Annotated in this window: 13 protein-coding genes; 8 read left to right on the forward strand and 5 right to left on the reverse strand. The window is 62.8% G+C overall.

The genetic code is table 11. The features are described from left to right. Positions 1–131: 131 nt before the first annotated feature. Entirely contained in the window at positions 132–2,561 is a 2,430-nt protein-coding gene (locus tag AB7C87_RS10825) for an MEDS domain-containing protein (protein WP_369729467.1), read from the reverse strand. Positions 2,562–2,692: 131 nt separating this feature from the next. Next, a complete protein-coding gene (locus AB7C87_RS10830; protein WP_369729468.1) occupies positions 2,693–3,664 on the reverse strand; it encodes a polysaccharide deacetylase family protein in 972 nt (323 codons plus the stop codon). A 339-nt stretch (positions 3,665–4,003) separates the two neighbouring features. Here AB7C87_RS10830 and AB7C87_RS10835 point away from each other — a divergent pair, with 339 nt between their 5' ends. Both AB7C87_RS10835 and AB7C87_RS10840 read left to right on the forward strand, forming a co-directional pair. Then, positions 4,004–5,596, forward strand: coding sequence for an alkaline phosphatase family protein (locus AB7C87_RS10835; RefSeq protein WP_369729470.1), 1,593 nt, complete (start codon positions 4,004–4,006; stop codon positions 5,594–5,596). A gap of 113 nt (positions 5,597–5,709) precedes the next feature. Next, positions 5,710–6,078 (forward strand): hypothetical protein, encoded by a 369-nt coding sequence (locus tag AB7C87_RS10840; protein WP_369729471.1) that lies wholly within the window; start codon positions 5,710–5,712, stop codon positions 6,076–6,078. A 39-nt stretch (positions 6,079–6,117) separates the two neighbouring features. Here AB7C87_RS10840 and AB7C87_RS10845 read toward each other — a convergent pair whose 3' ends face one another. Then, a complete protein-coding gene (locus tag AB7C87_RS10845; RefSeq protein ID WP_369729472.1) occupies positions 6,118–7,449 on the reverse strand; it encodes a hypothetical protein in 1,332 nt (443 codons plus the stop codon). A gap of 343 nt (positions 7,450–7,792) precedes the next feature. On the opposite strand from AB7C87_RS10845, the gene AB7C87_RS10850 reads away from it, so the two are divergent. The 5 genes from AB7C87_RS10850 (at position 7,793) to AB7C87_RS10870 (ending at position 15,728) form a co-directional block, all read left to right on the forward strand. Further along, complete coding sequence (locus AB7C87_RS10850; protein WP_369729473.1) at positions 7,793–9,592, forward strand: hypothetical protein; 1,800 nt, start codon at positions 7,793–7,795, stop codon at positions 9,590–9,592. A 54-nt stretch (positions 9,593–9,646) separates the two neighbouring features. Next, a complete protein-coding gene (gene mct / locus AB7C87_RS10855) occupies positions 9,647–10,867 on the forward strand; it encodes a succinyl-CoA:mesaconate CoA-transferase (RefSeq protein WP_369729474.1) in 1,221 nt (406 codons plus the stop codon). A gap of 7 nt (positions 10,868–10,874) precedes the next feature. Beyond that, a complete protein-coding gene (locus AB7C87_RS10860) occupies positions 10,875–12,089 on the forward strand; it encodes a GNAT family N-acetyltransferase (RefSeq protein ID WP_369729475.1) in 1,215 nt (404 codons plus the stop codon). A 342-nt stretch (positions 12,090–12,431) separates the two neighbouring features. Continuing rightward, positions 12,432–13,370 carry a hypothetical protein gene (locus AB7C87_RS10865; RefSeq protein ID WP_369729477.1) on the forward strand — a complete coding sequence of 313 codons (939 nt, stop codon included), beginning with the start codon at positions 12,432–12,434 and terminating at the stop codon, positions 13,368–13,370. 564 nt (positions 13,371–13,934) lie between these two features. Beyond that, entirely contained in the window at positions 13,935–15,728 is a 1,794-nt protein-coding gene (locus AB7C87_RS10870; RefSeq protein WP_369729479.1) for a hypothetical protein, read from the forward strand. A gap of 392 nt (positions 15,729–16,120) precedes the next feature. On the opposite strand, the gene AB7C87_RS10875 is transcribed toward AB7C87_RS10870, so the two are convergent. Next, the gene (locus AB7C87_RS10875; RefSeq protein ID WP_369729480.1) at positions 16,121–16,720 is read right to left on the reverse strand and encodes a DUF7344 domain-containing protein; all 600 of its coding nucleotides are present in this window, start codon (positions 16,718–16,720) and stop codon (positions 16,121–16,123) included. Positions 16,721–17,492: 772 nt separating this feature from the next. Here AB7C87_RS10875 and AB7C87_RS10880 point away from each other — a divergent pair. Beyond that, positions 17,493–18,446 carry a transcription initiation factor IIB gene (locus AB7C87_RS10880; RefSeq protein ID WP_369729481.1) on the forward strand — a complete coding sequence of 318 codons (954 nt, stop codon included), beginning with the start codon at positions 17,493–17,495 and terminating at the stop codon, positions 18,444–18,446. Here AB7C87_RS10880 and AB7C87_RS10885 read toward each other — a convergent pair. Further along, positions 18,439–18,615 (reverse strand): hypothetical protein, encoded by a 177-nt coding sequence (locus tag AB7C87_RS10885; RefSeq protein ID WP_369729482.1) that lies wholly within the window; start codon positions 18,613–18,615, stop codon positions 18,439–18,441. The two genes, AB7C87_RS10880 and AB7C87_RS10885, sit on opposite strands and share 8 nt — an antisense overlap. Positions 18,616–18,668: the final 53 nt, after the last annotated feature.

Here is an 18,668-nt window from a genome sequence, read left to right on the forward strand (position 1 = left end):
CTGCCGTCGAAATCGACCGTCTTTCGGATTCGTGACCGTTCCGATCAACGGTGCTGACAGTCGATTTCGACGACGGTAAGACGAAAATACACCGCCTGACGGAATCCATCCGACGTCGAGAACGGTTCCAGTCAGTTCGACGCCGTGGTGTGGGGACCCTCCGCGAGCGGGAGCGTAAACGAGAACGTCGAACCCGAACCGGGCGTCGACTCGACCCAGATCTCCCCGCCGTGGCGTTCGACGATGCGTTGACAGAGCGCGAGTCCGACGCCCATTCCCTCGTACTCCTCGCGGCCGTGCAGTCGATCGAAGACCGAAAACACCCGGTCCTGTTGGCTCGGGTCGATACCGATCCCTTCGTCTCTGACCGAGACGACATAGCTTCGACCCCGGCGCTCGGCGTCGACGTGAATTCGGGGCGGGTCGTCGCCGGAGTACGTGATCGCGTTGTCGAGGAGGTTCTGGAACACCTGTCGAAGCTGGCTCGGATCGCCGGAGACGTGGGGCAGTGTCCCGGTCGTAATCGTCGCGTCGGTTTCCTCGATTCGTATCTGAAGATCCGCAAGCACGTCCTCGAGGAGACACTCGAGTTCCGCGGGCTCGAACGGATCTCCCTGGGTTTCGACCCGCGAGTACTCGAGGAGCCCGTCGATCATCTCGCGCATCCGCTCGGCACCATCGACCGCGAATCCGAGGAACTCCTCGCCGTCGGTGTCGAGGGCGTCGCCGTTTCGGCTCTCGAGGAGCGACAGGTAGCTCGTCACCATTCGAAGCGGCTCCTGGAGGTCGTGGGACGCGGCGTAGGCGAACTGTTCTAAGCGCTCGTTTGACTCCTCGAGCGCTCGTTTCCGTGCGGTTTGCTCGAGTTCGTATCCGACCCACTGGGCCATCAGCTGGTGGAACGTCCGTTCGGCGTCGGAGAACTCGCGATCCGCTCGCTCCGAGGAGACGAAAAAGACCGTCCGGTCCGGGGCGTTCTCGAGTTCGATCCGCGTTCCGAGGTAGGTTTCGATACCGAACTCCCGGTAGGCGAGGCTGTTTTCGAAGCCGTCCGCGATCGGATCGGTCACCTCCGCGGTCGTTTCGCCGTCGGTACACAGCCGACAGTACGTCTCCGAGATCGGGATCTCGGTCCCCGGAATCAGGTGCTCGTGATCGTCGCTCGTCGCCTCGATCTCGAGTGTATCCGTCACGGGATCGAGTTTCGCCAGCGCGCCACACTCGAGATCGAAGCGCTCGCATCCGAGCTCGAACATCTCCGTCAATTTCTCCTCGAACGACCGGTCCGGATCGGCGACGATCTCGTACAGCGTCCGCTCGTGTTCGACCCGGAGATCCTGCTCGAGGTGGTGTTTCAGCCACTGTCCCATCAGCCGACGGAACGTCCGTTCGTCCGCCGAAACCGATCGCTCCTCGCCCTCGGAACCGACGAAACAGAGCGTTCGATCCGGTCCGCCGTCGACGGCGATGTGCGGTCCGAGACGCGTCGGAGCTCCCGACGCGTCGTCGACGACGAGTTCCGCGCCGTCGTCATCTCTCGGTCGAGAGACGTTCCCGGTGGCGTCGATCCCGATCGGAGAGCCGTACTCGGGTGCGGACAGCGGAAGCTCGGCCCCGGGAACGAACCGATCGTGATCGTCGCTGACGTACTCGAGTTCGATTCGGTCAGCCTCCGGATCGAGGCGTGCCAACGCACCGAGTTCGAGGTCGAATCGCTCGCACCCGAGATCGAACATCGCCTGTAGCTTCCCCTCGAACGACCGGTTCGGGTCGCCCGTGATCTCGTTTTGCCGACGCAACTGCTCGTGGTGTTCTCGCAGTTCGGTACGTGCCCGCGATCGATCCACTAACGTCCCGATCATCCGATCGATCTCGCGATCCGGTCGGTCCGGGCCGAAAAACTCCTCCGGTGGCGTGTAGTAGAAGTTTCGACAGAGCGTCTCCCCGTAGACGAGATACGGGTGAGTCTTGACGACGTCTCGGATCGTCTCGGGCGGAAACCGGTCGCGAGCGTACTGACAGAGCGCGATCCCATTCGAGTCCGAAAGGAGGTCGTTCACCCGATGTTCGTACTCGATGAGCGCCTCGAGTGGCGGATCGTCGCCGAGAACCCACGTCATCTCGCCGGTGATTCGGAAGCCGGCGTAAGCCTCGTTGGCCTCGTCGATCGCATCGGAGAGAAAGTCGACCATCTCGACGGGATCGAACTCGCCGTGACGGAGGTACGTCTCCTGGGCGGTGTACGTCGTAAGCGCGCCGCTCTCGAGGGCGCGGTTCACGTCGACGCCTGCATCCTGTAACGCAGTCAGGATGGATTCGGTATCGTTCTCGTCGGCGATGTACACGCACCGCTCTCCCCGTTCGAGTCCGCGCTGGATGAAGGGGATCACGGTCGCAAACTGTTCGTCTCGGCTCTCGTAGACGAGCGCGATGTGATCGTGGGAATCGTAACTGCCCAGAGAGTCGACTACGCTGGCGTCGAACGGCTCGGAATCGAGCGCATCGAGATCGGATCCGGTCGCGAACTCGTCCTCCTCGAGGAAGTATTTCGGGCGGCTCATAGGGTGTGGTCGTCCGCGGCCGTCACGTTCCCGTTCGGTGACGCGGCGTCGGGGCGAAGACGGATCGACGGTGCGGACGGTAGTGTCGGCTATGATCGGATCGACACGGATAAAGACAGCGGTGAGCCCGGTTATTCGGCCGGCTTGCTAACGCCGGTCCGTGCGACCGGAATCGCATCGCAGTCGGTGTCGCGTCCGCCGTCCCTGCTTCCATCGACGGTCCGCTGGGCGACGCGTTCGATCGTCTCGACGCGAAGATCGGTGTCCGACCGCCGCTGATCGAGATACTCGAGGATCGCCCGCATCCGACGGTCGTCTCGCTCGCTGACGAGGTTGTTGGGGTGAAGCCACATGTGGAAGACCCCGTCGCGCCGTACCGCCTCGTCGATACCGCGACGCGCCTGAACGACCATGGGGTCTCGCCAGATCGATTCGGCGACGGTTCGTGCCGGCCCCTCGAATCCGAACAGGAACAACGATGCCGGAACGTTGACGAGCCCATACTCGTCGATCGTCGGATCGACCAGCATCGATCGATCGCGGATCGCCGAGTCGAACAGCCCTCGCACGCCGTCGCCCGTCGGCGATCGGCCACGGTAAGCACGCACGCCGTACTCGGCCAGTACGTCCCGATGGCCGACGCCGTTTCGCGGATAGACGAACGAGTCGACCGAGAGTCCCCAGCCGGCGGCTACTTCGACGCTTCGCTCGAGTTCGGCGGCGGCGATATCGGCGTCGGTCTCCGGCCGATCGAAGAGGACGTGCGAAAACGAGTGGCTGGCGAACTCGTGGTCGACGTCGGACTCGAGGAGGTCGCCCACGAGGTCGGGACAAAAACGGAGATCCTCACGATCGCGCCACGTCGTCCGTTCACGCTCGAACCACCCCTCTGGGGCCGCATGATCCGCGTGTCGGCCGTCACACGACTCGAGCATGAGGTGGCCAACCACCGCCCAGGTCGCGGGAATCTCGTACGTCTCGAACAGTTCGAGCATCGTCGACCAGCCGCGTCGGCCAGCCTCGACGCGACGGCCCGGTGGGGTTTCCAGGTCGTGAAATCCCCAGCCGAGTTCGGCATCGAGTGAGATGACGACGCTACCCATCGAACCCACCACGGCGTGCGGTCATATCCGTAGGGCAACCGATCGGACGGTTTTGTTATTACTCCCCTTTTCCGACCAATCGCCCGCTGTCGGCCGCCTCGAGCGAGGGAGATACTCCCCACGACGCCGACTCGGTTCCGGATCTCGGCTCGAGCCACCCGGAGATCTGCCGAGCCGTCCTATCGTCGTAGGCGAGTTCCAGAATTCACGAACAGTCGGGGCCGCCAACGGTAAGCAGACCGAACAGGGTTGGTCCGGGTCCGCAAGCGGTGTGAACAGTCTCTATAACAAAGCCGACATCCGGCCACGTCCACCACAGCAGGCGTTCTCAGTACAATCATGAGTGCATCTACTCCGACGTCCGAGCGAGCGTTCGTGCTCGGACTCGACGGCGTCCCGTGGAGCCTTCTCGAACAGTGGACAGATCGGGGCGAACTCCCCAACTTCGAACGATTGCGTGAGGAGGGGGCGTCCGGCCCGCTCGTGAGCACCAGTCCCCCGACGACGCCGCTTGCTTGGCCGTCGATCGCAACCGGCGTCTGGCCGGACAAACACGGCATCTACGGCTTCCAGAATCTCTCCTCGGAGTACAGCCACGAAATGTACACGAGTCGCGATCTGAAACAGCCGACGCTCTGGGATCAGCTCTCGCCGGCACACGTCGGTAACGTCCCGATGACCTACCCCGTCCGCGAGATCGACGGCACGATGGTCACCGGGATGATGACGCCTTCGACCGAGCGCGAGTTTACCTATCCTCCTGACGTCGGCGAAGAGATCGAGTCGCGCGTTCCCGATTACCGGATCAGTCTCGACTACCCAGAGTACGCCGGCCGACTCGACGCCTTCGAGGAGGCCGTCGACGAGATGCTCGCGAACCGCCGTGAGGTGATGCGCATTCAGATGGAACGCGCCAGCGAGGACTGGCGGCTGTTTTTCTTCGTCTACACCGCACCCGACAGATTCCAACACCTCACCTGGGATCTGGATCGGCTCCTCACGCACTACCGCCAGCTAGACGATCTCCTCGGCGAGGTGATGGCGTACACCGAACGCCACGACGCGGACCTCTACGTCGTCTCGGACCATGGCTTCGGGCCGATTCACGAACTCATTTACCTCAATCACGTACTCGAGCGGGAAGGCTACCTGTTCAGACGCGAGGACGAGGGAACCAGGGGGGCGCTCGCGAGCCTCGGCATCTCGCGCGATCGCATCACGAACGTCTTAGAGCGGGTGGGAATCTCCGAGGAAGTGCTCGTCTCGACGTTACCGCGGGGGCTCGTCGACTCGGTTGCCGAGCAGATACCCGGCGATCACGCCCTCTACGACGTCGATTACGATCGGACGCGGGCGTTCGTCCACGGCGCCGGGAACTGTTATATCAACGACAGTGATCGATTCGAGAACGGCATCGTCTCGCCGGTGGACGTCCCGGCGGTCAAAGACGACCTCGTCGATATCTTCGAATCGATCACCGACGAGGACGGCAACCGGTTGCTCACGGTCGAAGACGGCGACGAACTGTTCCCGACGGACGACGCCTCTCCCGACCTCGTCGTCAACGGCGTCGACGGCTACGAGTGTCGGAACGCGATCACGGACGAACCGTTCGGCGACACCGGAACGTACGCCGCGAGCCATCGAAAACAGGGGATCATCCTCTGTCACGGCCCGACGATCGACGCCGGCGCGGCCCTCCGCGGCGCTCGCGTCGTCGACGTCGCCCCCACGCTACTCCACGGAATCGGCCAGCCGGTTCCCGAGAACGCCGACGGCCGCGTCCTCTTCGATGCGTTTCGGGCCGACGCGAAGCCCTCCCGTACGAAAGTCGAGCGAAGCGACGTCTCGAGGCGCGACGAAGACGAAGACGTCGACGACGATTTCGCCGACGTCGAGAGCCGGCTGAAGGGTCTCGGATACATGGAGTGATTCGTATAAGTCGTTTCGCGAACCTGTGACGGCGCGGACCGATTGCACGCGACACGGGAAACAGCGTTTTCGCAAGCATCGAAGCTACCCGCGACGCGTTCCTCCGTTGTTCCATGGTCGACGACGACCTCGAACTCGAACGCGACATCGGCGAGGCGACGATCGTGTACGACGAACCGGACGAGGGGACAGTTCGGAAAACGGTTCCGAACGAGCACGTGGCGTACTTCCAGGACCACTGGATCGTCAAGACCGACGAGGACGACGAGGGACACGACATCGTCCGCCGGATCCCCTCCCGCCGGGTCCACTACGTCGAACGGTCGGTCGAGGAGTTCGAAGAAGAAGTCCAGACGCTGATCGATCAGGTGCAGTCGTTCGCCTCGGAGTTGCGGACAAAGATCCCGGTCGGCAGCGAGGACGAGCCCGACGACGTCCGTCCGATCGAAGTCGGCGTACGGGACGAAACCGACGGCGAGTAGCGATCCGCCTCGGCGAATCGAAAGCGTGTACCCGCGAACTCACCGCGGCGACCGCGCTCGATCGAGCCCCGTCCGTGCCGACTTCACCGCCGGATACGCCGCGTTGTAGAGGCCGGCCGGAACGTTTCTCGCGCCCGCGCGTAAGATCCGATCGGACAACGGCGACTGCGCTCGCGAGACGAGGCCCTCGAGGTCGACGCCGTCGAGCCACTCGAAAAAGGCCCGTTCGGCGGGCGAATCGGGCGTCGTCTCGCGAACGCGGTCCCGAATATCCGCCCACATGTACCGCTCGTCCTCGCCGAGTTCCCACTCGCCGCCCTCGAGTGCGCGCCGAATTCGATCGTACTCGGCCTCGGAGAACGGGTAGCCGTGGGCCGTCGGCTCGAGTCCCGACAATCGGAGCCCGACGGCGGTCCGATAACACTTCTCGCAGTCGCCGCAGTTGCCGTCCATCCGGACGTTACAGGTCTGGAGTTCGAGCGTGGGCGCGTCGGTCTCGACGTAGTCGGCGATGACGTCGAGGCGTTCCTGTCTGGTGAGGTCGTAGGCGTCGTGGTGACACCGGGTTCCGCTCCAGCGCACGTAGTCGTCGATATCGGGGCGGGAGCCCCACTCGAGGTCGACGCCGTCCCAGTGGGTCGCGGCGACGTACAGGTCCGAAATTCCGCGCGCGTGCGCCATCGGGGCACAGAGACCCAGCAACCCGAGCCCGTGGCCGACTGAGCTGTACCACGCACCGTCGACGAACCGTTTGTAGTGTGCGAGTACCATCGGATGGTCGATCGCCGAAAGCGCATTCGACTCGAGGAACGCCGTCTCGAGGCCGCGCTCGTCGGCGAACGTCGAGACGCGCTCTCGCAGGTCGTCCCACTTTTCGTCGTCGGCCCGATCGGTCGTGATCGTCCAGCCGCGGATGCTCACGAGCGTCGGGGACTCCTCGCGGTGGCGGACGTACGAACAGGTGGAGTCGACGCCGCCGGTAAAAAGCAGGGCGCTGTCGCCGTCGCCATCGTCGCTGTCGATACTGTTACCCTCGACTCCGGCATCGATCGTCTCGCGTGCGTACAGGGTTCCGCCCTCGAGGAACTCGTGCATGGCGAGCAACGAGGCCTTGACGTTCTCTAACGCGCGTGCGAACGTTCCGTCGACCTCCTCGACGTAGACGTCCGCGCCGTTGGCCCAGGCGAGCGGACAGACGTTCGCGAGGACGGGAATCGCGAGGACGCCCTCGGGAACGTCCTCGATCGAGCGGTCGTAGTCCACTGTGAACGGCTCGCCGGAGAAGAAACGCTCGAGGTCTCTCGAGGGGCGAACGTCGCACTCGAGGGTCGATCCCGTCGCGGTGATCTCGTCGATGACGATAGATGACATGGTGGTAGGCGTCGATCCCGACGATCACACCTCGCTACAAAAACGGGGAGAATCGTTGATCGAGCGACGAACGTGAAGGCCGCGGATACGTCTTCGTCGGTCCACCGGGAACGCACCGGCGCCGGTGTACGGCGGTCGTACCGCGTTCCTGACAGTGGCCGAAAACGGTGTCACCGTTCGAGTAAATCGGCGCGAAGACGGGCGACGTTCGTGTGCGCGTCCGGCGCAGCCTGCGGATCGGAGTCGTCGAATAAGTCCACTATAACAAACGCCGGGTTCGGTGATCCTCCGCTCGAGAGATGCGTATGGACACGAGAGCTGTCGAGTGCTGGGGTGCGGTTGCGTGAATCGGTCGGCATCGAATCTCACGTTCGCCGTCGGGTTCTTCGCCCTCGCCGCGGGGCTCCTCCTCGCGCGGGCAAATCCGGCGACGTCGTACGAGTCTTCGATCTACACCGGGACGCCGACGACCGTCTGGCTCTGCTTTTCGCTCGCGCTCGCGTTGGCCGTCGTCGCGGCCGTCGGCGCCCGCGGCCGATCGCAGACGCTCGGGATCGTTCTCGGGTCGACGACGGTCGCGTCGATCGTGAGCCTTCCCGCGCTCAGAAACTATCGGTTTTCGGGCATGGGCGACGCGTTGACGCACCTCGGCTGGACGAGGGACATCGTCGACGGGGTGTTGGATCCCCACGAACTGATCTACCCTGGCGTTCACTCGCTCGGAACCGCCTTTCACCTTCTCGGCGGAATATCGGTCGAGCGCGCGCTGTTGTTGACGGTCGTCGTCCTGTTCGTCCCGTTTCTGATCTTCGTCCCGTTGACGGTCAGAGAAATAACTGGCTCCCCCGCGGCCGTGGGAGTCGCGGCGATCGTCTCCTGGATGGTGTTGCCGATCAACAACGTCGCGACCCACATGGGCGTTCACTCGAACTCCAACGCGTTGTTTCTGGTTCCGGTCGTCGTCTTCGCGCTCGTCGCGTACCTCCGGCGACGTTCGACGATCGAACGACTTCCGTTCGGGCTCTCGCCGTACAGCGCCCTGATCTACCTCTCCGGGATCGCCCTCCTGGTCGTCCACCCCCAGCAGATGATAAACGTTGTCGTCCTCGTCGGCGCCGTCGCGGGCATCCAGTTTCTCGCTCGCTGGCGATTTTCGGATCACCCGGTGGTCGAACAGCCGACGACCTACGCGCACACGATCGTCCTGGGGACGCTCTTTGCCGTCTGGACGATATCGAACGAGCGGTTCAGAAACGCCGCCGTCGGGCTCGTCGAAGGGGTCGTCTCGGCGGACGTCGGCGCCGGTACGGAGGTCGACCAGCGCGGCGCGTCGCTCGCCGAAATCGGCGGAAGCATCCAGGAACTGTTCGTCACGATGTTCCTCGACGCGGCGGTAATCGGTGTGATCGCCGCCTTGTTCGTCCTCGTTACCTGGCTCGGGTGGACCTCCCTCGACCGCGAGGCGGCCGCTCTCGTCACGTACCTCGCGCTCGCACTGGTTCCGCTCGGCGGGATCTTCCTCCTCTACTTCGTCGGAACGCCGACGATGGCCTTTCGACAGGTCGGGTTCATCTACGTCGTCCTGACGATTCTCGGTGCCATCGGAATCGCACACCTGATTGGCGGCCTCTCGAGAGTGATCACGAGACCCGGTGCGAACGCAGTCGCGTCGGTAGGCCTCGGTGCCCTCCTCGTGTTGGGATTGCTGACCGTCTACGCCTCCCCGATCATCTACAACCCGGGACAACACGTCACGGACCAGCAGTTTAGCGGCTACGAGTCCGGACTCGAGCACGGCGCCGAGGGTTACTCACACGCGGCCATCGGCTACGACCCGTTTCGATACGATCACGCACTTCATGGACTCGAGGGTGAGGACACGCTAAGCGGTGCGACGACCGCGACGGGCGAAGTCGATCCGGACGAACTCGCGGCCGGGAACTACAGCGGCGCATATCACGGCCTCGATTACTACCTGATCGTCACCGAGTACGACCTCACGCGAGAAATCGAGGTCTATCAGGAACTCCACTACGACGAGGAGTCACTCGAGGGACTCGAGTCGGATCCGGCCGTCGACAAGGTGATCTCGAGCGACGAGTTCGAGATGTATGCCGTCGTTAGCGAAGACGACGAGGACTGAGCGGAAAAAACAGTCTGCATAACAAAGCCCGAGAATACCCATCGTGGTTGATACATGTCTGCCCTCGACGACGTGTCTGTGCTGGATCTGACGAGGGTCCTCGGTGGACCGTACTGTACGATGTTGCTGGCCGATATGGGTGCCGACGTGGTGAAAATCGAGCCGCCTGGCGGGGATTTCGTTCGCCAGACGCCCCCGTTTCACGAGGACGACGACAGCTTCGGCGGCTACTTCCAGAGCATCAACCGCGGCAAGCGGAGCCTCGAACTCGACTTCACCGACGAGCGCGACCGCGAGGACTTCCGCTCGCTCGTCGAGACGGCCGACGTCGTCGTCGAGAACTACCGGTCGGGGACGATGGAGAAATTCGGCCTCGAGTACGAGCGACTCGCCGAGATCAACCCGCGGCTGGTCTACGCCGCGATGCGCGGGTTCGGCGATCCGCGTACGGTGTCGAGTCCGCGACAGGACGAGCCGGCGTTCGACCTGGTCGCACAGGCGTTAGGCGGTATCATGCACCACACCGGTCAGGAGGACGGGCCGCCGACGAAAGTCGGATTCGGCGTCGGCGACATTTTCACCGGAGTCCTCCACGCGGTCAACATCCTCGGCGCTCTCCACTATCGCGACCGGACCGGCGTCGGCCAGTTCGTCGATACGGCGATGTACGATGCGATGATCAGCTTAGCCGAGCGGGCGGTGTACCAACACTCATACACCGGGGAAAATCCGACCCGCTGTGGGAACGCACACCCGACGCTGTTCCCCTACAACGCCTTCGAGGCCGAGGACGGCTACGTCGTCATCGCGGCGCTCACCGACCGTCACTGGCGGAACCTCTGTGAACGCATGGATCGCCCGGAGTGGGCCGTCGACTACCCCGACGCGTCCGACCGGCTCACACACCGAGGCCGATTGGAGGAGGGGATCGCCGACTGGGTCGCGAGCCACTCTGTCGAATCGGTGCTTTCGGAACTCAACGGAGCGGTTCCGTGTGGTCCCGTCCAGGACATCACCGACGTCTACGACAGCGAACACGCCCACCAGCGTGAGATGCTCGTCGAAGCCGACCTCCCACACTCCGAGGAGACGGTAACGATCGCGGGAACCCCCATCAAGATGGCCAAGACGCCGCCGTCGCCCGGCAAACGTGCTCCGCTTCTCGACGAACACCGACACGAGATCGTCGATCAAGAGTGGTCGATCCGCTCGAATCGACGCGAAACCGACTCGAGTCGCATCGGAATCACCGACGGAAACCCACAGGACGACTGATTGTATCATGGCAACTGACCACACCCACTCCGAGGCGGAATCGACGGACGGCGATCGTGGTGCCGATGGAGCCGAACGGCCGCGGGCCAACGGTACCGCCGGGACGGCGAGCGAGAACGGTCGCGAGCGAGGCGACGATCCGTACGTCATTCGGCCCTACGAGCCAGCGGATCGCAGCGACTTCCTCGAGCTGTACGATCGTGTTCTCGGCGACCGAAACGACGAGTGGTTCCGCTGGAAGTACGAGAACAACCCCTACGTCGACCACGTGCCGATGATCGTCGCCACCCACGACGGACGGGTCGTCGGCACGAAACCCTGTTTCGCCCTCGAGCTTCGGGTCGGATCGACGACGAAACTGGGCCTCCAGCCAGCCGACGTGATGGTCGACCCGGATCATCGACGCAACGGGTTGTACTCCCGCACGACCGAGCGATTGAAAGAGCACTACCGGGATCGCGAGCCGGCGCTGTTTTTCAACTTTCCGAACGAGGCGACGCTCTCGGGAAGCCTGAAACACGGCTGGCGAATCGTCCAGGAGGTACCGACGTTCTACCGGGTCCAGCGCCCGGACGCGCTCGTCAGCGACGGCGGACGACTCGAGTCGCTCGCCTCGCTCGCCCGACCGGTCGCCTCGGGCTACTGTCGCGCTCGCGAGAAGCTGGTTACCGCGCCGTCGAACGTGATGGTCGACCGGTTCGATGGCATCCCCGTCGAGCAGTTCGTCGACCTTGCAGAGAAACGGGACCCCGGGACGATTCACGCCAACCGGGACGAGACGTTCTACGAGTGGCGGTTCGACAATCCCCACTGGTCGTACGACGCCTACCTCGCGAGGCGAAACGGTGCGCCGATCGCCGGCGTGATCGTCGGGACGAACACCGACGATCCGTCGCGAACGACCTGTCTGACCGACGTCGTTCCGCTCTCCGAAACGGCCGCTCGTCGCGACGGTCTGCTCGCAATCCTGACGCGAGTCGTCCGTGACCACCGCGACGCCGCGCTCCTCGCCACGAGCGGCGGGACGATTCCGCCGGCGCTCCTCCGTCGATTCGGATTTCACTCCGACCAGCGGCTTCCGCTCTCGAGGGCGACCCAGCCGACGACGCAGGTGACGTATCCGATCGCGGACGACGGGGGCCACGAGTGGACGGTCGGAGGGCGTGCGGTGACCGATCCCTCGAACTGGACGATCACCTTCGCCGAACAGGACACCTGGTAGTTCTTCTCGAGTCGGCCCTCGCTTTCGCTGACCGACGTCGACCCACAGAAACGCGTTTGGTTGCTGACCGACGTCGACCCGCATAGACGCGTTTCGTGGAAATATACGCGTCTCCGTGAGCCCGAACGACTCGAGTGCGTTCGCCACGTCCGCGGGTAATACGGAATTTCTCGAGTAATTTCCTCCTACGCCGACCCATTCTCCCAGCCAGGCCAGTCTTGTTTTCGTGAAGAAATGGACACACAATCTGATCGATCCTGTGCTGTTCTAAAGTACTTCAATAAATTTAGCCCATATCATCAAAGAAAGGTTTATGAGTGTAAACCCTCGTTACCCGAGTGTATGGCGCAGAACCCCCGTACGTCCGAGACGGATTCCGCTCCGACTACAGGCCGTAACACGCGATTAAGCCGCCGAAACTACGTTCGCTCGCTCGCCGCGGTCGCGACCGCGACGACGGCGATCGGCGCAGCCGGCACGGCAACGGCCCAGGACGACTACGAGGTCATCGAAGCCGCAAACCAGACGATCACCATCGACTCCGGTGAGACCTGGGAGAACAAACTGATCGATATGACGACCGGCCAGGACGTCGTCATCACCGCACACGGAAGCGACTGGACGGTCCGAAACGTCGGCTTCCGCGGCGAGAACACGTCCGGTACCGGCTCCGCGACGTTCGGAATCTCCGATTCGGGCGGCTCGAGTACGATCGAGAACGTCTACCTCGGCGACGGCTCCGACAGTCGCAACGGCAGTTCGTCGGGTCACGGCCAGACCGCCTTCTGGGTCGACCCCGACCACGCCGGACACATCGATTTCCAGAACGTCAACATCCAGGGATTCGCTGACAACGCGATCTACGCCTCCGCACCCGGTAACGCGGGCGGCGGGACGATCCACATCGACAGCAGTTTCGCCGCGAACTGTTACGTCTCGCACTTTCGCCTCGCGACCGAGGGGAGCAAGGTGACGAACTCCTGTGTCTACGTCGACAACGAGGGCTACCAGGGTCGCGGTATCTGGGCCTGGGCCCCCGGCACGGTCGAAGTCGAAAACTGCCAGCTCGAAATGAACGGCCAGAACGTCGCGATCGACGCCGGTGCGAACGGCCAGGCCACCACGGTCACGGTCCGCGACACCGACTACGACGAAGCCGCAGGCGTACAGGAACACGCCGGTTCGACCGTCCAGCTCGAGGACGACGTCGGTACGTCTCCCGACGCGTATATCCCGAGTGGTGTCCCGACCGCCGCGGAAGACGCCGCCGCCGGAAACTGATCTGTTCGGTTACACCGCCCGCTGACGCAATCCTCCACACGCTTCGCCCGCATTTTCACGACACTTCACGCTGACGCAATCCTCCAATCGACACTCCGCGTTCGTTTTCAGTCGCCTCGATCCGTCGTTCCGACGCGTTTCGCATTCGCCTCGAGGCGTCCACGAACGCGGCCGGAACGCGACCGGAACGTCCACGAACTATCCACAGCAGACGGACGTGTCCACTATTGCCGGTTTTTCTAGAGGTGTGCCGACCGCTCGAGTGGCGCTTCCCGTGGGCCCAGGTTGCTCTCCGGTCACTCGACCTCGAGGAGCGAAAACGGTTTTGAACGGCAACGTTGGGGTGGTAATAGCTGATTACGCTTCGAACGGTCGCCTCCAAACTGGTTCTGTTTCCGGTAATCCGCGAGTACGTCGTTCGAGCATACTGCTCCGATATTTAAATTTCCGTGAACGACCACAGTGAATATCTGTCACAATACTCTCGAATAAATCATCTTCTGTAAATTTTATGGGTGGGAATGGGGAAAGTTTATGCAGTTAGTGTCGTATTACTCGGATTGCATGGCACGCGAACCTTCGGTACTGGACGATGAGCGTTCAGTCCGCAACGACGAAACCACGGCGGCAAACGGTGGTAACACTGGATTACTCCACCGACGCTCGTATCTGCGGTTGGCCGGCGTGACGACGGCGGCCGCGGCGCTTTCGACTACCGCGAGCGCCGACGAGGAGTACGAGGAGATCACAGCGCGCGGTCAGGTGATCAGAATCGGATCCGGCGAAACGTACGAAAACAAGCTGTTCGACCTCACCAACGGAAACAGCGTCCTGTTGCTCGTCGAGGGGGGAAACTCCGTGATCCGGAACATCGGATTCAGGGGCCTCCACCGCGGGGACGCGTTCATGATCTCGATCACCGCGACGAGCGGTGACGTCCTGATCGAAAACGTCTACCTCGGTGACGGCTCGACGAAAGAGGGCGAGAGCTTCGTCCACGGCCCGGGTGCCGTCTTCTACCACCGGAACGCGTCGTGTGACGTCACCTTCCGACGCTGTAACGTCCAGGGATGGCCGAACAACGGCTTTTATTGTTCGAACACCGCTTCGGGAGGTTCGGCCCGCTTCGAGAACTGCTACGGCAAGAACAACGGCGTCAGTACGTACCGGGTCGCCGGCGGAAACGACGTCATCTCGAACTGCGTCGCCTACAACGACGGCACCGACTACGGACCCGGCTGGGGGGGCTACGTCGAAGACGCCGGCCGACCGGTCTGGGTTTGGCCAGGTGGCGCCGTGACCATCGAAGATTCACAGTTCGCCAGCGGTGGCTATCCCTACGCGATGGTCCTGCGAGGAGCCGGGCGAGCGCGGATGTCCGGCGGCGCGATCAGCGGCGCCGTCCAAGGCGGCGGCCTCGAGCGCTCGAGCGTCTCTGGTTCGACGGATTTGTCCCCGCCCGACGGCGTCCCGACGTCCGCCGAGGAAGCGGCCTCGGGTGCCTCGCGTACACAACCCGATGGTGGCGGAGACGACGCGGACGAGGACGACACGACCGACGATCCGGCGCTTCCGAATCTTCTCATCGTCGACGGCGATCTGTCCGACGCCAGCCGGTACGTGTTCGAAGTCGGCGGCGACGTCGAAAAGTCGAACGCCGAGGGCGCCTCGATCGACGAGGAAGACGTCGTCGACGGATCGTCCGTTTACGGAAGCGTCGCCGACTGGAAGGACGCGTTTCGGTTCAGTGGCGATCTCGAGCGACTGACGGTCGATGGCCCGGCGACGGTCCGGGTGAACGACGAGGTCGTCGATCCCGACGACTTCGGCGAGGCGCTCCCGCACGTCCTCGAGGTCGAGGGACGCGGCGCGCCGACGAGTTACGAGATCACGGTCGACGGCCGTATCGAACTCGACTCCGGCGACCCCGCGGAGACGGCGACGACGGTCTCGGGATCGACCGTCCAGAGTTCGGTGACTGATACGACCCAGCGGTTCCGGTTCTCGGGGGCGATCACCGACGTAACGTTCACCGACGGTGAGGCGGCCCTGTTCGTCGACGGCGAGGAGATCGACCCGAGTGAGTACGGCGACCACGAACTCCTCCCGCACGCACTCGTCTTCGACGGCACGCACGCCGACGGGCCCAGCACGTACTCATTCGAGGTGAGCGGGACGGTCGTCAAATCCGACTATCGTGACGCCTCGATCGACGACGAAGACGTCATCGACGGGCGAGCGGTCCGAGGCGGTGTTGCAAACTGGCTCGACGCGTACTGGTTCGACGGCGACATCGAGGAGTTCCACCTGCTAGGTGACGCGGCGGTCGACGTCCAGTACAACGCCCGAAATCTGTGAAACCGACGGCCGGTCTCGAGGCAAACGCAATCGACGACTGCCACCGTTTACGGCGGTAACCCCCTCCCTGATCGTCGGTAGGGATTCTCACCGATTTCGCCGTCGACGACGAAGTAGCCGAATCAGCGGCGAAAAGCCCTGGTCGGCAGAGCGGACGCTGGTAGCGTTCGGATCGACTTCGAGTAAGGATGGCTCCCGCGCCGAGAACAGCAAGCTGGCACGCGAACTGTTCCGGTACTGGATGACGGTCACCGGGAGCCAGGTGGTCGTACGTGCGGAGCGAATAAAAGTCCTTCTCGTATGGAGGAACCACGTTCGTATTTGTCCAAAACGAATAAACGATACGACGGATCGATTCGGAAAGCCGCGACTCGAGTGCAAGAATCGCCGGATCAGTCGATCCGCGAGAGCTTCCCGTTGACGGAGCGTTCTCGTCGACGATTTCGCACGGCGTGGACGATCGACAGCAGGAAAAACGCGAAGACGACCGTGCCGGCGATCGCAACGGTCGGAACGGACGACAACAGGGGAGCGCCGAAAAACGCGGCCCCGACGAGTCCCGCTCCGGCGACGCTGAGCAGACTGTACCAACGGTCCCACCGATCCTGCTGGTGGGAGTCGGTGTCCAGGTACATCATCAGGAGATCCGCGTTGTCCGCGAGCGTGATGAGCCCTCGATCCTGATCGTACTCGACGATTCCCGCGTCGTCCATCTTGGGCAAGTGAGTCTGATACAGTGCGACGTAGACGCGTTTTCGCTGGTCCGAGCTCAACGCGTTGACGTCCGTATCGTTCTCCCAGGCCGCGATCTGTTCGGCGAGCTCGCCGAGCGTTACCGTCTCTTCTGCCTCGAGGAGGTACGCGAGGACTTCCCGTCGGCGCCGATTCTTCAGGAGTTCGAAAATGATGTCCTTGGAGAGGCCCTCGTCGTCCGCAGACTGAGAGACGGACGACGTAATCTCGTCGGGAAGCGACGTATCGATCGACGACATTATGTTCGTCCTCCGGACGGCGGCCGCCTGCTCGAACCACGTTCGCGTCGCTTTCGGTAGACGGGACCACCACCGAACTGACGGGTCCGCGCGGGCCGTTTCGTTCTCGAACGGCAGTTCGCAATCACGATTGACACACCAAGTTGTACACCAACAGTGACTCTCTTAAACACGGTCACGTTTCGCACCGTCTGCAAAGGTACTATGCGTCGACTTCGGTCCACGGTCGCCGGCGTCGACTGCCGTCGTCTCGTCGGCCGGACCGACCTGCCAATCGGACGACGGCGGTATCGTGCTATTGTGTCGGAGTATCGGCTACGTACGCTCCGTAACTCGAGGGAACGTAGGGGTTCGTCGACGGCTGTCGGGGGCATCTCGAACACGGCAATACGAGAGAACGTTCGACTGGAGCGACATAAATTCGGGCGTCGGTTCGTCGCCGAAAGCGAAGTTTACGGGATGAACTCGCAGTTTATCGGACGAGAATCACCGAACGATGGACTCGATTAATGTATCGTGTTGGCATTTGTCGTACTGGCCGAAGCGATCGGGACGGCCCGCATCGTCCGCCGCCTTCGATCGCTTCGTCCGAAGACGACCGATGGGACACGGTCTCGGCACGAATGTTGACCGCCTCGAGCGGGCGGGTGGGACGTTCCGTGTCGTCCGTCTTCTTTCTCTCTCCTTGGAATGCGACGAACGCGGTAAGTCGGAGTTTCCCTCGAAACCATGTGAACCCCTTACAGTCTCAGCACGGCTTCCCCCACTACTGATGACACAGTCCATCATCGACCATACTACGGGTGAATCTCAGCGAGCGGATGCCGAACTGTGTCCCGATTGTGAGACCGATACGATCGTCCACGATCCCGACCGAGGCGAACGAGTGTGCAAGGAGTGTGGTCTCGTCTTAACCGAAGATCCGATCGATTACGGGCCGGAGTGGCGGGCGTTCAACGCACAAGAACACGACCAACTCTCGCGCGTTGGGGCCCCACTCACCCAGTCGATGCACGACCGCGGGCTGACGACGACGATCGACTGGCGCAACAAGGACGCGAAGGGCCACTCGATGTCGGCCGACAAACACGGGCAGATCCACCGACTCCGCATCTGGCAGGAACGAATTCGAACGAAAAACGCCGGCGAGCGAAATCTCAAGTACGCGCTCTCGGAGATCGACCGAATGGTCAGCGCACTCGGCGTTCCCGGCCCCGTCAAAGAGACCGCGAGCGTCATCTACCGGCGAGCGCTCGATCAGGACCTCATCCGCGGCCGATCGATCGAAGGTGTCGCGACCAGCGCACTCTACACCGCCTGTCGCAAGGAGGACATTCCACGAAGCCTCGAGGAGGTAACTGCGGTTTCACGCGTCGACCAGCGCGAGATCGGTCGCACCTACCGATATATCGCAGACGAACTGGATATCAACCTCGAGCCGACCAATCCGAGACAGTTCGTCCCGCGCTTTTGCTCGGAACTCGACGTCGAGAAGAACGTCGAGACGAAGGCGATCGAGATCATCGATCTGACCACCGAACAGGGCCTTCACTCCGGAAAGTCCCCGACCGGATTTGCGGCCGCCGCGATCTACGCCGCCGGCTTGCTCTGTGAGGAGACGATCCCCCAGCGAGCCGTCGCCGACACCGCACAGACGACCGTCGTCACGGTTCGCAACAGGTACAGAGAGCAACTCGAGGCGATAGACCAGACGCCCGCTACATGATCGAGCGCTCGTCGCCACCGTAGGTATCTTCGTCGACCAGCGCGTGGAGGTTTGCGTACGGAACGAACGCGATGAACTCGTCGTTCCCGTCGTACAACTCGAGGCCCTTCTCGACGTGGTCGTACCGTTCACAGACGATCTGACCTTCTGGGAGGATCGCACGGAACATGCGGCGAGGTACGTTCGCGACCGACATATACTGTTGGACCGTCACGGAAAATT

It is taken from the genome of Natrarchaeobius versutus, assembly GCF_041205745.1.
Classification (GTDB): Archaea; Halobacteriota; Halobacteria; order Halobacteriales; family Natrialbaceae; genus Natrarchaeobius; species Natrarchaeobius versutus.